The sequence below is a fragment of the Rubrivirga sp. genome (assembly GCF_965213695.1).
Taxonomy (GTDB): domain Bacteria; phylum Bacteroidota; class Rhodothermia; order Rhodothermales; family Rubricoccaceae; genus Rubrivirga.
Genome location: NZ_OZ243912.1, coordinates 2,887,986 through 2,902,028, shown reverse-complemented (window position 1 = coordinate 2,902,028; position 14,043 = coordinate 2,887,986). Strand labels below are relative to the sequence as shown.

Here is a 14,043-nt window from a genome sequence, read left to right as displayed (position 1 = left end):
GACGTCTCCCCCTTGTCGGCCCTCCGGGCAGAGAGGGGACGCTCTCTGGGGCGCTAGCTCTGCTCCCAGAGGGTGGAGAGGGGGCCGCCACCGGGACGAGAGTGGCGACCCGAACGAAGACCGGGCGGCCCTCCGAAGAGAGCCGCCCGGTCGCGTGCCGTCCCGCCATCGGGGACGATCAGAACGGCAGATCGTCGTCGGGCTCGAACGAGTAGTCGTCGGAGGGGCCGGAGGCGGCCTTCTGAGGCCGGTTGCCGCCGCCGTTGCTCGACGCCTGGCGCTGCGGGCGCGGCGACTGGTCGTAGCTGTCGCCGTCGTCGCTCGACCCGCCGCCGCCGTCGCGGCTCCCGAGCATCTGCATCTCGCGGGCCTTGATCTCGGTCGTGTACTTCGTGTTGCCGTCCTTGTCCTCCCACTGCCGCGTCTGGAGCTGGCCCTCGATGTAGACCTGGCGGCCCTTCGAGAGGTACTCGCCGCAGATCTCCGCGAGCCGGGCCCAGGCCACGACCCGGTGCCACTCGGTGTTCTCGACCTGGTTGCCGTCGCGGTCCTTGTAGGACTCGGTCGTGGCGACCGAGAAGTTGCAGACGGCCGTGCCGCTGCCGGTGTACCGGAGCTCGGGGTCGGCGCCGAGGTTGCCGACCAGGATGACTTTGTTGATTCCGCGTGCCATGGGGCTGGGGGTGTGCGGGGGCGCGGGTGGCCCCCTGAGACATGAGTCCGCCGGTCCGGGGAGTCCGGCCGGCCGTTCGGTGCCCGCCGAGGCGGGCCGCGAAGGATAAGACCCCGGGCGGAGCCGGGACGTAACCTCCACTCCGCAAAAATATCCGAGCCCCCGTGCCACCCGTCCGTCACACGTTCCCCTACGACGTCGCCGCCCTCGGCCTGACCGACGCCGACCGCGCCGCGGCCCACGCCGGGCTGTTCCAGGACTTCGTCGCCATCGTCCGCCGGCTCCGCCGCGAGTGCCCCTGGGACGTCGCCCAGACCCACGACTCGACCAAGCACCTCACCATCGAGGAGGCCTACGAGCTCGTCGACGCCATCGACGCGGGCGACCCGGCCGAGGTCTCGAAAGAGCTCGGCGACCTGTTCCTCCACGTCCTGTTCCACGCCCACATCGCCGAGACCGACGGGACGTTCGACCTGGCCGACGTGATGCGGGCCGAGATGGCCAAGCTGGTCCGCCGCCACCCCCACGTGTTCGGCGACGACGTCGTGGCCGGGACCGGCGACGTGCTCCGCAACTGGGAGGCCATCAAGCGCGCCGAGCGGGCGGAGGCGGGCGAGGCGGAGACCCCACCGTCGGCGCTCGACGGCGTGCCGGACACGCTGCCGGCGCTGCTCCGCGCCGAGCGGGTCCAGGAAAAGGCCGCCGCCGTCGGGTTCGACTTCGCCTCGGCCGACGACGCCTGGGCCAAGGTCGCCGAGGAGGCCGACGAGGTCCGCGCCGCCGACACGCCCGACGCGCTGGAGGACGAGGTGGGCGACCTCCTGTTCGCCGTCGTCAACTACGCCCGGTTGCGGGGCGTCGTGCCGGAGACGGCGCTCCGGCGGACCGTCGCCAAGTTCGGGCGCCGGTTCCGGGCCGTCGAGGCCGGGCTGGCGGACGGCGCCCACGCGACGCTGGAGGAGATGGACGCGCTGTGGGAGGCGGCCAAGGCGGACGAGCGGCCGTAGCGCCGGGAGCCCGCTACGTCGGAGTGGCCCCGGCTCCGTTACAGCGCCTCCTTCGTGCTCGGCAGCCGGTCGCCGCTCGCGTCCCGGGCGACGGCCTGGCGGAGCGCCCGGGCGGCGGCCTTGAACAGCGCCTCGATCCGGTGGTGGTCGTTCCGCCCTCGGAGCACGTCGAGGTGCAGCGTCAGCCGGGCGTGCTCGGCCACGGAATGCCAGAAGTGCTCGACCAGCTCCGTCGACAGGTCGCCGACGCGCTCGCGGTCGAAGCGGCCCTCGAACACCAGGAACGACCGGCCCGACAGGTCTACGACGGCGCGGGCCAGCGCCTCGTCCATCGGGACCGTCGCGTGCCCGTAGCGCGCGACGTAGGCCTTGTCGCCGAGCGCCTGGGACAGCGCCTGCCCGAGGCAGATGCCGACGTCCTCGACCGTGTGGTGGTCGTCGACGTGGAGGTCGCCTTGGGCCTCGGTCTCGAGCCCGAACCGTCCGTGGCGGGCGAACAGGTCGAGCATGTGGTCGAGGAAGCCGACGCCCGTCGCGTTGGCGTACGTCGGCGCCTCGGCGTCGAGGTCGAGCGAGAGGCGGACGGTCGTCTCAGCGGTCTGGCGCTCGACGGTCGCGGAGCGGGGGGGGAGGTCGGGCATGGCGAAAGCTAGGACCGGGGGCGACGGGCCGCCGGTCTCGACCGGAAATCCGGGGACGCGCGCTCGTCGCGTGGGTGCAGCGACGGGGTGCTTGTCCTTGCCGATACCCGGCGGGGGCGAGGAGCGGCTGAGACACAGAAGGCCCGCGGTATCGTGCCACCGTCCCCGACCCTCCCCCCGATGCGCACTGCTCTCCTGTCCGTCCTCCTGCTGGCCGCCTCTGGCTGCGACACCGGCGAGCCCGGCCCGCCGCGCTCGGCCACGATCCTCAAGGTCACCGTCGACGCCGCGCCGCTCGCGGACCCGGCCGGGGCCGGGTGGGACGGCGACAACCCGCTCAGCGACGGGCCCGAGGTCTACTTCCGCCTGTTCGACGACGCCGTCGACTACCGGACGGACCCCGGCGACGACCGGCTCAACCCCCGCGACGACGGCTCCGTGTTCGCGCTCGGCTCGGAGCAGCCGTGGTTCGACGACGTCGAGGAGGCCGACTTCCCGCTCGTCTGGGAGGTCGAGCCCGGCTACGTCGTCCGCGACCTCGACGACCCGCTCTACGTCGCCCTCTTCGACTACGACCCCACGACGGGCGACGACCCGATGGCCGAGTCCGAGGTGTTCACGCTCCGCGAGGTCGCCCCGGCGATCGTCACCGGCCGGGCCGAGGTGATCCGGCTGCTCGGCTTCGACCGCAACGGCGACGCGGTCGACGACGTCGAGGTCCGGCTGACGGTCGAGTTCTTCGACTGATCTCCCGAGGTGTGCCGGCCGGGGGCGCCGGCCCGCGCGCGACCGAAAGGCCTGGCGGGGGTCGGTCCCGGAGCGACCTTGGGGCGTCCCCCCGCCGGTCATGCCCCGCCTCGCTCTCGTTCTGCTCGTGCTGCTGGCGGCGTGCGGCCCGCCCGACCGCGCGCGCCAGGCGGTCATCGAGAGCGCCACGGTCACGCGGCTCCCGCTCGACCGGCCCTGGGACAGCCCCACCCGGAGCGACTGGCCCGACGTCTACGTCGACGTCCGGACGACCGAGCGCCGGCTGCTCGCGCCCTACACACGGTCCGTGTTCCGCACCGACGTCCGCGAGAACGTGTCCGGCGACCTCCCGATCACGTTCGGGCCGCGCGCCGACCAGGACGGGCGGGCCGGCTTGCGCGACTCGCTCTGGCTCGACGTGTCCGACTCGGACAACGTGGGCGACGACCTCATGTTCACCTCGGGGACGTTCGCCCTCCGCGACTACGCGCGGGGCCAGCGGGCCGGGACCACGCAGACCATCCGGTTCTCGGACGACGACTCGGAGGTGTCGATCGTCGTGCGCTGGGAATAGTGTCGTGGGCCGGACCCCCCGTCCGTCCGCCCCCCGCTCCGCTCAACGGGCGCTCGGACTGTCCCCCTTCGAGGGAGACAGCTCCCTGACCTGGAAGCCCTTCGGCTCCGCTCAGGACAGGCTCCGCGACCGGGAGGGGAGCGGGGTCAGCCCACGAGCAATTCGGCATCACCCTAAGGATAGACGAGCGCGGGACGTCGCGCTGACAGCCGACCTGTCAGACGGGCCGGCGCACTATGGAGCGGCCCGGCTTCGTACCCTGTCCCCGCCCGCCCCCGCCCCGACCGTGACCGCCCCGCCTCCCGTCGCCGCCGACGCCCTCCGCTCCGCGCTCCGGGAGCACTTCGGGTTCGAGAGCCTGAGGCCCGGCCAGGAGGACGCGATCCGCCCGGTCTTGGACGGCCGCGACGCGCTCGTGGTGATGCCGACCGGCGCCGGCAAGAGCCTGGTGTACCAGTTGGCGGCGCTGCTCAAGCCGGACGGCGTGACGGTCGTCGTGTCGCCGCTGATCGCGCTGATGAAGGACCAGGTGGACACGCTCCGCGCCCGGGGCATCGCCGCCGCGTTCGTCAACTCGTCGCAGACCCAGACCGAGCGGCGGGCGGTGCTGAGCGACCTCCGCGGCGGCCGGCTCCGGCTGGTCTACGCCGCGCCCGAGCGGCTCCGCCTCCCGTCGTTCCAGCGGACGCTCCGGGAGACCGGCGTCGCGCTCCTGGCCGTCGACGAGGCCCACTGCGTGAGCCAGTGGGGCCACGACTTCCGCCCGGACTACCTCGCCCTCGCCTCGGCCCGCCGCGGGATGGGCGACCCGGCCTGCGTCGCGCTCACGGCGACGGCCACGCCGCGCGTCCAGGACGACATCGCGGCCCAGCTCGACCTCCGCCAGCCGGCCCGGCTCGTGACCGGGTTCAACCGGCCCAACCTCACGTTCGAGGTCAAGGCCACGGCCACGGCCGACCAGAAGCGCCAGGTGCTCCGCCGGTTCCTGGCGGCCCGGCCCGACGACGCCGGGCTCATCTACGTCGCCACGCGGAAAGAGTGCGAGGCCATCGCCAAGTTCGTCCGCGACGTGGCCGGGCGGCCGTGCGAGGCGTACCACGCGGGCCTGCCGGACGCCGAGCGGGCCCACGTCCAGGAGCAGTTCGTGAGCGGCCGGCTCCAGACGGTCGTGGCCACCAACGCCTTCGGGATGGGCGTCGACCGCGGCGACGTCCGGTTCGTGGCCCACTGGTCGATCCCGTCGACACTCGAGAGCTACTACCAGGAGGCCGGCCGCGCCGGGCGCGACGGCGAGCCGGCGACGGCCCTCTTGCTGTACGCGCCCCAGGACCGCCAGCTCAAGGAGTGGTTTATCGAGCAGGGCGCCCCGACGGTCGACGACCTGCGCCAGGTGTGGAACCACGTCAAGCGGGCGTCGGCGAGCCTGGACGAGGAGATCGCGGCCCAAGGCGAGGCGTACGACCCGACGGGCGGCGTGTCCGACGCCGACTTCCTCCTGGCGATGAGCGAGGCGACGGGCGTCCACGCCTCGAAGCTGCCCAACGTTCTCCGGCGGCTCGTCACGGCGGGCGCCCTGGCCGAGCGCGACGACCGCCACGGCCCGGCCCGCTGGCTCCCGAAGCGATGGAACAACCGCGACGTGGACCAGGCCCTCCGGTCGGTCGACAAGCACCGGGGCGACCAGCTCGAGTCGCTCATGGGCATCGTCCGCTACGCCCAGACGTCGGACTGCCGGCGACGGACGATCTTGGACCATTTCGGTGACGACGCCGAGACGCTGGTCCCGCCGGAGACGTGCTGCGACGCCTGCCGCCAGCAGGCCCGCCTCAAAGACCGCGCGCCCGACGAGATCCCCGACTGGGACGACGTCCCAATGGCCTCGCGCGTGGCGCTCGGCCTGCTCGACGCCGTCCGCCGGATGCGGTGGCCCGTCGGCCGGCTGACGCTGGCGAAGATCCTGGCCGGCTCGAAGGCGAAGGGGATGGACAAGTACGAGCGCCACCCGTACTACGGCCGCTTGCAGACCCTCGGTCAGGGCGCCGTCGACGGCATCTACAAGGACCTCTTGCTCAAGGGCTACCTCCGCATCGGCGGCGACGAGTACCCCATCGTCGAGCTGACCCCGCTCGGCGACCAGGCGCTCGACCACCGCGAGACGCTCGACGTCGAGGTGCCCGCGTTCGGGTCCAAGGGCCGGTCGTCCGGTCGTTCGTCCGACGTCGTCGAGCTGGACGGGCCGGACGAGACCCTGTTCGAGGCGCTCCGCGCGTGGCGGACCAAGCAGGCGAGCGAGCGCGGCGTCCCGCCCTACGTCATCTTCAACGACCGGACGCTGCGCGGCATCGCCGTCGCCCGGCCGACGACGGAGGCCGAGATGCTGGCGGTCTCGGGCGTCGGCCCGGCCAAGTGGGAGCAGTACGGCGACGCGGTGCTCGACCTGGTGGCCCAGCCGTAGGCGAGGCGACGCTGCGAGTGCTCGGGCCGGAGAGGGGCGTGGGAGGCGGGCGTCAGCGCGTCCGTGTCTGGAACGCCGTCGTGTATACTGGCTGCCGCGCCTGGTTGGCCCGATTGGGCGCGGCAGAACTATTGGTTCTACCGCACTGTGCTCGATTGACACGAGTCGTCCTCCTGTTCGCGCTGGCGGTTCCTCTCGTGGGCTGCGCCAGTTCCATAGCGTCCGAGTTGCACCGCTGTGGAAGCGAACGGCTCGGCCGCGCCGCCGAAGGCTTCGAGCGACCGATCACGCTGAGCGAGTTGGCCGGCGCGATTGGCGATATGGCAGGAATGCCCGCAGCCGAGTTGTACGCCGCGCCGGTGTCTGGCCCCTCGCTCCGTTCGCAGGTCACGGAGTTGGAGCAGGCCGCTGAGGACGGCGCGGAGTTGTGGGTGTTCGAGGGGCCGTGGCCGAGTTGGGAAGGCATCGCCGCAGTCCAGGGCTGCGACGTCGTAGCGACCGCTACGGTATTGCACCACTAGCGGGGGGTGTGGTAGAACCCGCCGCTGCAGGCCGATGTGAAGCACCAGCGTTCTCGGCTCGTCCGCGCCGAACGACAGCGGGCCGCTCCGAGCGTTCGGAGCGGCCCGCTGTCGTTCGGCGCGAGCGGTCAACGGCCCGGCTGCGGCGGGGCGCCCGGGACGAACGTGCCCGGCGGCTGCATGTCGAGGATCTCGACCAACGTCAGGTCGAACTGGAGCGCCGCGTTCGACGGGGTCCCGCTGGGGCCCAGCGAGCCCGTCGGGAGGGTCCGGGACCGGACGGGGTGGCTCCGCGTTCCAGATCCAGCCACCCCCAACGCTCGCCATGGACCGCCAGCAGATCGTCTCCCGCGACCCCGAGGTCATGAACGGCGCCCTCGTCTTCGCCGGGACCCGCGTGCCGGTCGAGATCCTGATTCAGCACCTCGCCGCCGGCGACCGCATCGACAAGTTCCTCGACGACTTCCCGACCGTGAGCCGAGAGCAGGCGGTCGGCTACCTCGAGATGACCCTGCACCAGGCGGAGGCGGCGTGAGGGCGCTGTTGGACGAGAACATGCCGAAGGCGCTCGTCCGGCTGTTCGCGCCCGAGGTCGAGGCGTGGACGGTCCAGCAGCGGGGGTGGGGCGGGCTGAAGAACGGGAGGCTGCTCACGGCCGCATCGGCCGAGTTCGACGCGCTGATCACGACCGACCAAGGCATCCCGCACCAGCAGAACCTCAGCCAGTACGCCATCGGCATCGTCCTGATGGAGGCCCGGAGCAACCGGATCGAGGACCTCGCGCCACTCGTGCCGGAGGCGAAGGCGCGGATCGGTTCCGTCGCTCCAGGCACCGTGCTCCGCGTGCACGAGACGGGCGGTCCTGCGGCGGGATAGGCTGGGTGCCCGTCTCCATGAGGCGTTGAACGACATCGGGCCGCCCCGAGCGTTCGGAGCGGCCCGCGAGTGCGGAGGCGGGAGGGGCTAGCGGCTCGGCTGCGGCGGGGCGCCCGGGACGAACGTGCCCGGCGGCGGCTGCATGTCGAGGATCTCGACCAGCGTGAGCTCGAACTGGAGCGCCGCGTTCGGCGGGATCCCGCCCTGGCCGCCCGGCCCCGGCGAGCCCATCAGGCCGTACGCCTGCGACGGCGGGAGGTAGACCGTCCGCGTCTCGCCCGGGCTCATGTCCAAGAGCGCGTCGCGGAAGCCCGGGACGACCTGGTTCACCGCGAGCACGGTCGGCTCGTCGCCGGACTCGTCGAACACCTCGCCATTCGCGAACTGGCCGCGGTAGCGGATGGCCACGCGGTCGTTCGGGCCGGGGCTCGCGCCCTCGCCCGGCGTCTCGACCGTGTACAGGACGCCCTCGCCCAGCTCCTGGACGCCCGGCCGGCCGCGGACGGCCGTGAGGAAGGAGTCGGACGAGGTCGCGTTCCGCGTCATGAGGTCGAGCCGCTGCTGGGCCATCCGGTCGGTCCGGGCCTGGGCCCGCAGCGTGCGGACGGCGATCGAGTCCTCGACGATGGCCTGGGCCGCCTGGAACTGCTCCGGCGTCAGCCGGGCCTCCTCGCCGGCCAAGCCGGAACGGACGCCGGCCAGGAACAGGTCCCGGTCGATGGTGCCGAGCGTGTCTTGGCCCACCTGGAGCCCGTACTGGAGCCCGAGCGCGTACCCGATCTCGGCCGAGTCGCCCCGGAGCCCGGCGTTGAACCCGTCGACGAACCGGTCGAAGTTGAACGACGAGTCCTGGGCGAGGAACTGCTGGGCCGACTGGTAGCCGACGTTGTACGAGACCTGCTCGAACGCCGAGGCGTCGGCGATCCCGTCGAGGTCGGCGGTGCCGGCCGACGAGCCGGAGCCCTCGCAGCCGGCGAACGCCAGCGCCGCGACGGCGAGGGGGAGAAAGCGGAGGGTCATGGGGGGAAGATCCGTGGGGAAGCCGTGAAGCTACCGGGGCCGCCCCCAGCCGGCTGTGACGCTTCCGGGAATGCGGGACCCGCTGCGCTCGCGGGGAAGGAGAACGGGCAGGGGACGGGCTGGCGACCTCGTCGTGCTCGCACATCGGTGGCCCTTCCCCTGTCATCCTGAGCTTGCGAAGAGCCTTGCCCCCGCGACCGCGAAGCGACGGCGCAGCCAAGGCGGGGGATCTCAGCACGGACCCCAACGCCCTTCGGTGCCACCTGAGGCTACCTGGCCGTGTCGCGTCGAGATCCTTCGCTCCGCTCAGGATGACAAGGGTGGGGGAGTGGCGCCACCCGGGTCGAGCAGGCTCGCCATCCCTGGTCCGCCGCCCGCGCCTCGGTAGCTTGCGGGACGCCCTCCGCGACGCTTGTGCCCGACCGCCCGCTCCTCGTCACCTCCGCGCTGCCGTACGCCAACGGCCCGCTCCACCTCGGCCACCTCGCCGGGGCCTACCTCCCGGCCGACCTGTTCGTCCGCTACCAGCGGCTGGCCGGCCGCGACGTGGTGTGGGTGTGCGGGTCCGACGAGCACGGGGCGGCCATCGAGGTCCGGGCCCGGCGCGAGGGCGTCACGCCCCAGTCCATCGTCGACCGGTACCACGCCGAGCTGGCGGCGGCGTTCGACGGGTTCGGCATCGCGTTCGACGTCTACGGGCGGACGTCGTCGCCCACGCATCGCGAGACGAGCCAGGACCTGTTCCGGTCCATCGAGGCCGCCGACGGGTTCGTCCGCAAGACGACCACCCAGCTCTACGACCCCCAAGCCGGCCTCTTCCTCGCCGACCGGTTCGTCCAGGGCACGTGCCCCGTCTGCGGCTACGCCGACGCCTACGGCGACCAGTGCGAGAACTGCGGCTCGACGCTCTCGCCCGACGACCTGATCGAGCCGCGGAGCACGCTGTCCGGCGCCACGCCCGAGCGACGCGAGACGACGCATTGGTACCTCCCGCTCGGCGACCTCCAGCCCGACTTGGAGGCGTGGATCGCCACCAAGGACGACTGGAAGCCGAACGTGCTCGGCCAGGTCCGGAGCTGGTTCCAGGCCGGCTTGGCCGACCGCTCGATGACGCGCGACCTCGACTGGGGCATCCCCGTCCCGCCCGAGGTCGAGGGCGAGACCGACGGCAAGGTGCTCTACGTCTGGTTCGACGCACCCATCGGCTACCTCTCGGCCACCAAGGAGTGGGCCCAGGCCCAGGGCGACGCCGAGAAATGGCGGCGGTATTGGCAGGTCCACCCGGACGGGACCGCGCCCGAGCTCGTCCACTTTATCGGCAAGGACAACATCGTCTTCCACTGCCTCACGTTCCCGGCCATCCTGATGACGGCGAACGCGGCCCAGCCCGAGCTGCCCCAGTTCGTGCTGCCGGCCCAGGTCCCGGCCAACGAGTTCCTCAACTTGGAAGGGCGCAAGTTCTCGACGAGCCGCGGGTGGGCCGTCTGGGCGCACGAGGCCCTCGACGCCTTCGACGCCGACCTCCTGCGCTACGCGCTCGCCGTCGGCCTGCCCGAGACCAAGGACGCCGACTTTACCTGGGCCGACTTCCAGAACCGCGTCAACGGCGAGCTGGCCGACGTGGTGGGCAACTTCGCCAACCGCGCCCTCACGTTCGCCGCCCGCTTTTGTGAGGGCGAGGTCCCGCCACTCGTCGACCCGTCGGACGCCGACCGCCAGATGCTCGACGCGCTCGCGTCCGCGCCGGCCGCCATCGGCCAGGCGTACCAGGCGGTTCGATTGCGCGAGGCCGTCGCCCTGACCGTGGACCTGGCGCGGAAGGGGAACCAGTACCTCCAGGAGACCGAGCCGTGGAAGACGCGGACGACCGACGAGCGGGCCATGCGCAACTCGGTCCACGTCGCGCTCCAGGTCACGGCCGGGCTGTCGATCCTGCTCGAGCCGGTCGTGCCGGGCATCGCCGGGCGGATGCGCGAGATGCTGGCGCTCGGCGGCGTCCGCTCGTCGGAGACGGCCGGCACCGACGGGCTCGGGTGGGACGACGCCGGGACGGCGTTGCTCGACGCCGGCCACGCCATCGGCGAGCCGGGCATCCTGGTCGAGAAAATCGAGGACGAGGCCGTCGAGGCCCAGCGCCAGTTGCTCACGGACCGCGCGGCGGCGGCCGAGCCCGAAACGCCCGAGCCGGAGGGCGAGTCGCACGCGCCGTTCGCCCCGCTCGGCGGCGCGATCTCGTTCGACCAGTTCACCCCGCTCGACCTCCGCGTCGGGCGGATCGTGGCCGCCGACCTCCACCCGAAGGCCGACAAGCTGTTGCGGTTCGACGTCGACCTGGGGTTTGAGACGCGCCAGATCCTGTCCGGCGTGCGCGAGTGGTTCGCGCCGGAGGCCCTGTTGGGCAAATGCGTCGTCGTCGTGGCCAACTTGGCGCCGCGCACGATCCGCGGGCTCGAGAGCCAGGGGATGATCCTGTTCGCCGAGGACCGCGACGGGACGCTCCGCTTGGTCGAGGCCGACGGCGAGCCCGGCGCCGTGGTCCGGTAGGGGCGTCGCCGCGAGGGCGGAGGTCCCTCCCACGGGCCCGGTCGCTATCCTGCCCGGGTGCGCGTGCTCCTCCTCTTCCCGTTCCTGGCGGCCGTCGCCCTCGCCCAGCCGGCCGATCCCGACCCGCTGGCGACCGTCGCCGACGCGCTCGGCGGGCGCGACCGGGTCGACGCCATCGACACGATCCGGCGGCGGTCTCGGACCCGGACGACGCTCGGCGAGAGGACGCTCGACGTCCGGGCGACCGTCGAGGTCCGTCTGCCCGACGCCGCGCGCTGGACCGTCCGCGCGCCGGGCCCGGCCCGCATCACCTGGGTCGATGGGGACGAGGGCGGGGTCGTCGGCGGCGGCGAGGCCCGGCCGTTGCCGGAGGCGTCCGCCGCCGCAGCCGGAGCGGCCCTGTGGTTCGACCCGCTCGTCCTGGCCGCGCGCCGGGACGAGGTGACGGCCGAGTCGCTCGGCCCCGCCCTCCTGCGCGTCGACGTGCCGGGCCGCCGCGACCCGCTGATCGTGGGCCTCAACGCGGCCGGCCGGCCGGCCCGGATCACGACGTTCCGTCGTCACGAGGGCCGCCGCGACTACGTCGAGGTCGTGCTCCGGGACTACCGCGAGGTCGGCGGCGTGTTCGTGCCCCACCTCGTCCGTCAGGCCGTCGGCGGCGTCGTGACGGGGGAGGAGACGGTCCGCGAGGTCCGGCTGGGCGTGGACCTCGCCGGGGCCCCGTTCGCCGGCGACGGCTGACAGGCCGGGCCGGCGGCGTCCTACGCGGGTACGGAATCGCGCCGCGGGGTCGTCCGGTTCACCTGGACAACCCCCGCCCCGTTTATGACCCGCCCTCGTCTGCTGACCCTCGGCACCCTCGTGCTGTCGCTCGGCCTGGCCGCCTTCGCGCCGTCCGACTACGTCGTCGCCTCGTTCTCCAACATGCGCCCCGGCGGCTCGATCAACGGGTGGGAGACGATGAGCCTGGGCGACGCGCCCCACAGCCAGTACGCGCTCGTCCGCGACGGGAGCACGACGGTCGTCCGCGGCCGGGCCGACGGGTCGGCGTCGGGCCTGGTCCGGCGGATCGACCTCGACGCCAACCGGTTCCCCGTGCTCGTGTGGCGCTGGAAGGCCGACAACGTGATCCCGGGCGGCGACATCCGGCGGCGCAGCGGCGACGACTACCCGGCCCGGATCTACGTCACGTTCGACTACGACCCCTCCGACCTCTCCTTCGGCGACCGCGTCAAGTACCGGGCGCTCCGGGCCTTGGGCTACGACGACATCCCGGTCCGCGCGCTCAGCTACGTCTGGGCGAACAAGGCCGGCGAGACCCAGATCGTCCCGAACGCCTTCACCGACTGGGTCCAGATGGTCCCCGTCCAGAGCGGCGCGAGTGGGCTGGGCCAGTGGCAGACCGAGCGCCGCGACGTCGTCCGCGACTACCGGGCGGCGTTCGGCGAGGACCCCCCGCCGATCTCGGGGATCGCCATCATGACCGACGCCGACAACACGGGCGGCTCGGCGACGGCCTACTTCGGCGACATCCGCATGACAACGCGGTAGGGAGACGCGGTAGGGACTCGCTTCGCTCGTGGGAATGGGGAAAGGGGAGAGTGGCCGGGGGGATGAGGGCGCGAGCCGGCCCCCGAGCCCCTTGTACGGACACGACTCGTCGTGTCCCTGACGAGCGTCGAGGTCTTAGGGAGCGCGGGGCCGCCAGCGGGGGGGGCCGCCAGCGGACACGATGAATCGTATCCCTACGCGGTGCTGGCGACCTCGGGACATCCGCCGACCCCCTGACACGTCGGCGTCTCAGCCCGTGCGCTAGGTTCGGGCATGGCCGACCTGTTCGCCGACTCCGCCCGAGACCTCGCGCCGCCGGACGCGGACGAGCGTCGGGCGCTCGTCGCGCTGTCACTCGTGTCCGGCGTCGGGCCCGGCCGGGTGCGGGCGCTGCTGGCCGCCTTCGGGAGCGCCGCCGCGGCGATGGCGGCGCCCGTCGGGCGACTGGTGCGGGTCGAGGGCGTGGGCCAGCAGACCGCCGAGGCCGTCCGCGCGTGGGACGACGCGCCCGCCGTCGAGGCCCAGTTCCGCCGGGCCGACGCCGTCGGGGCCCGCTTCGTGGCGCTCGCCGACCCCGAGTACCCGGCGCTCTTGCGCGAGATCTACGACCCGCCCTCGCACCTGTGGGTCCGGGGCCGGCTCGACCCCGCCGACGGGCTGGCCGTCGCCGTCGTGGGGACGCGCCGGGCCAGCGACTACGGCCGCCGCGTGGCCGAGGCGTTCGCCGGCGACCTCGTCCGGGCCGGCGTGACGGTCGTCAGCGGGCTGGCGTATGGCGTCGACGTGGCCGCGCACCGGGGCGCCCTCGGGGCCGGCGGGCGGACGGTCGCCGTGCTCGGCTCGGGCGTCGACCGGATCTACCCGGCCCGGCACGCCCCGGTCGTCCGCCAGATCCTGGAGACGGACGCGGGCGCGGTCGTCTCCGAGTTCCCGCTCGGCACGCCGCCCGACGCCGTCAACTTCCCACGCCGCAACCGGATCGTCTCGGGCATGAGCCAGGCGACGGTCGTGGCCGAGGCGCACGAGACGGGCGGGGCGCTCTTGACGGCCGGGCTCGCGCTCGAGCAGAACCGCGAGGTGTTCGCCGTGCCGGGCTCCGTGTTCGCCGAGTCGTCCGGCGCGCACCGGCTGATCCAGCGCGGGCAGGCCGCGCTCGCCGTCTCGGCCGCCGACGTCCTGGACGCGATCGCGCCGCAGGTCGAGGCGGTCCCGCCCCCGCCGGCCGCGCCCGAACCGCCGCTCAACCGCGTCGAGCGCCAGCTCGTCGACGCGCTCTCGGCCGAGCCGCGCCCGCTCGACGCCGTCTGCGCCGACGCCGGGCTCGACGCCTCGACGGCCCTCGTGTACCTGCTCCAGCTCGAGTTCCGCGGGCTCGTCCGCCAGCTCCAGGGCAAGCAGTTCGCCCGGGCCTAGAGTCAGTGGACCGGTGGGTCC

15 protein-coding genes are annotated in these 14,043 nt (G+C 73.2%); 11 read left to right on the top strand and 4 right to left on the bottom strand.

Annotated features, from left to right (window positions below; genetic code table 11):
- Positions 1-178 precede the first annotated feature (178 nt).
- Positions 179-673, bottom strand: a complete 495-nt coding sequence (locus tag ACOOHE_RS12915) for a single-stranded DNA-binding protein (protein WP_420454495.1) — start codon at positions 671-673, stop codon at positions 179-181.
- Between the two features lie 164 nt (positions 674-837).
- Here ACOOHE_RS12915 and mazG point away from each other — a divergent pair, with 164 nt between their 5' ends.
- Entirely contained in the window at positions 838-1,680 is an 843-nt protein-coding gene (gene mazG / locus ACOOHE_RS12910; protein ID WP_420454494.1) for a nucleoside triphosphate pyrophosphohydrolase, read from the top strand.
- Between the two features lie 38 nt (positions 1,681-1,718).
- Here mazG and hisB read toward each other — a convergent pair whose 3' ends face one another.
- Positions 1,719-2,321, bottom strand: a complete 603-nt coding sequence (gene hisB, locus ACOOHE_RS12905; RefSeq protein ID WP_420454493.1) for an imidazoleglycerol-phosphate dehydratase HisB — start codon at positions 2,319-2,321, stop codon at positions 1,719-1,721.
- A 180-nt stretch (positions 2,322-2,501) separates the two neighbouring features.
- Between hisB and ACOOHE_RS12900 the strand changes: the two genes are divergently transcribed.
- The 4 genes from ACOOHE_RS12900 (at position 2,502) to ACOOHE_RS12885 (ending at position 6,618) form a co-directional block, all read left to right on the top strand.
- Positions 2,502-3,068, top strand: a complete 567-nt coding sequence (locus ACOOHE_RS12900; protein WP_420454492.1) for a hypothetical protein — start codon at positions 2,502-2,504, stop codon at positions 3,066-3,068.
- A gap of 100 nt (positions 3,069-3,168) precedes the next feature.
- Positions 3,169-3,642, top strand: coding sequence for a hypothetical protein (locus ACOOHE_RS12895; protein WP_420454491.1), 474 nt, complete (start codon positions 3,169-3,171; stop codon positions 3,640-3,642).
- Positions 3,643-3,928: 286 nt separating this feature from the next.
- Complete coding sequence (locus ACOOHE_RS12890; RefSeq protein WP_420454490.1) at positions 3,929-6,097, top strand: RecQ family ATP-dependent DNA helicase; 2,169 nt, start codon at positions 3,929-3,931, stop codon at positions 6,095-6,097.
- Positions 6,098-6,252: 155 nt separating this feature from the next.
- Entirely contained in the window at positions 6,253-6,618 is a 366-nt protein-coding gene (locus ACOOHE_RS12885; RefSeq protein ID WP_420454489.1) for a hypothetical protein, read from the top strand.
- A 128-nt stretch (positions 6,619-6,746) separates the two neighbouring features.
- Here the strand turns inward: ACOOHE_RS12885 and ACOOHE_RS12880 are convergent, their stop codons facing one another.
- Positions 6,747-6,929 carry a hypothetical protein gene (locus tag ACOOHE_RS12880; protein ID WP_420454488.1) on the bottom strand — a complete coding sequence of 61 codons (183 nt, stop codon included), beginning with the start codon at positions 6,927-6,929 and terminating at the stop codon, positions 6,747-6,749.
- Between the two features lie 14 nt (positions 6,930-6,943).
- Here ACOOHE_RS12880 and ACOOHE_RS12875 point away from each other — a divergent pair, with 14 nt between their 5' ends.
- Both ACOOHE_RS12875 and ACOOHE_RS12870 read left to right on the top strand, forming a co-directional pair.
- Complete coding sequence (locus ACOOHE_RS12875) at positions 6,944-7,153, top strand: DUF433 domain-containing protein (RefSeq protein ID WP_420454487.1); 210 nt, start codon at positions 6,944-6,946, stop codon at positions 7,151-7,153.
- Positions 7,150-7,494 carry a DUF5615 family PIN-like protein gene (locus tag ACOOHE_RS12870; protein WP_420454486.1) on the top strand — a complete coding sequence of 115 codons (345 nt, stop codon included), beginning with the start codon at positions 7,150-7,152 and terminating at the stop codon, positions 7,492-7,494. Before ACOOHE_RS12875 ends, ACOOHE_RS12870 begins: the two co-directional genes overlap by 4 nt.
- 87 nt (positions 7,495-7,581) lie before the next feature.
- On the opposite strand, the gene ACOOHE_RS12865 is transcribed toward ACOOHE_RS12870, so the two are convergent.
- Positions 7,582-8,514 carry an FKBP-type peptidyl-prolyl cis-trans isomerase gene (locus ACOOHE_RS12865; RefSeq protein ID WP_420454485.1) on the bottom strand — a complete coding sequence of 311 codons (933 nt, stop codon included), beginning with the start codon at positions 8,512-8,514 and terminating at the stop codon, positions 7,582-7,584.
- Between the two features lie 414 nt (positions 8,515-8,928).
- Here ACOOHE_RS12865 and metG point away from each other — a divergent pair, with 414 nt between their 5' ends.
- The 4 genes from metG to dprA all read left to right on the top strand — a co-directional run bounded on the left by metG (position 8,929) and on the right by dprA (position 14,022).
- Positions 8,929-11,058, top strand: a complete 2,130-nt coding sequence (metG, locus tag ACOOHE_RS12860; RefSeq protein WP_420454484.1) for a methionine--tRNA ligase — start codon at positions 8,929-8,931, stop codon at positions 11,056-11,058.
- A gap of 57 nt (positions 11,059-11,115) precedes the next feature.
- On the top strand, positions 11,116-11,799 hold the full coding sequence (locus ACOOHE_RS12855; RefSeq protein ID WP_420454483.1) for a hypothetical protein: 684 nt from the start codon (positions 11,116-11,118) through the stop codon (positions 11,797-11,799).
- A gap of 84 nt (positions 11,800-11,883) precedes the next feature.
- Positions 11,884-12,609, top strand: coding sequence for a DUF3047 domain-containing protein (locus tag ACOOHE_RS12850; RefSeq protein ID WP_420454482.1), 726 nt, complete (start codon positions 11,884-11,886; stop codon positions 12,607-12,609).
- 273 nt (positions 12,610-12,882) lie between these two features.
- Positions 12,883-14,022, top strand: coding sequence for a DNA-processing protein DprA (dprA, locus tag ACOOHE_RS12845; protein ID WP_420454481.1), 1,140 nt, complete (start codon positions 12,883-12,885; stop codon positions 14,020-14,022).
- The last annotated feature ends 21 nt before the right edge of the window (positions 14,023-14,043 follow it).

Bases quoted from the DNA above. Each gene is read 5' to 3' on its own strand.
- ACOOHE_RS12900 (WP_420454492.1), top strand. From the start codon at position 2,502: ATGCGCACTGCTCTCCTGTCCGTCCTCCTGCTGGCCGCCTCTGGCTGC.
- hisB (WP_420454493.1), bottom strand. From the start codon at position 2,321: ATGCCCGACCTCCCCCCCCGCTCCGCGACCGTCGAGCGCCAGACCGCT.
- ACOOHE_RS12850 (WP_420454482.1), top strand. From the start codon at position 11,884: ATGACCCGCCCTCGTCTGCTGACCCTCGGCACCCTCGTGCTGTCGCTC.
- dprA (WP_420454481.1), top strand. From the start codon at position 12,883: ATGGCCGACCTGTTCGCCGACTCCGCCCGAGACCTCGCGCCGCCGGAC.
- ACOOHE_RS12895 (WP_420454491.1), top strand. From the start codon at position 3,169: ATGCCCCGCCTCGCTCTCGTTCTGCTCGTGCTGCTGGCGGCGTGCGGC.
- ACOOHE_RS12915 (WP_420454495.1), bottom strand. From the start codon at position 673: ATGGCACGCGGAATCAACAAAGTCATCCTGGTCGGCAACCTCGGCGCC.
- ACOOHE_RS12875 (WP_420454487.1), top strand. From the start codon at position 6,944: ATGGACCGCCAGCAGATCGTCTCCCGCGACCCCGAGGTCATGAACGGC.
- ACOOHE_RS12865 (WP_420454485.1), bottom strand. From the start codon at position 8,514: ATGACCCTCCGCTTTCTCCCCCTCGCCGTCGCGGCGCTGGCGTTCGCC.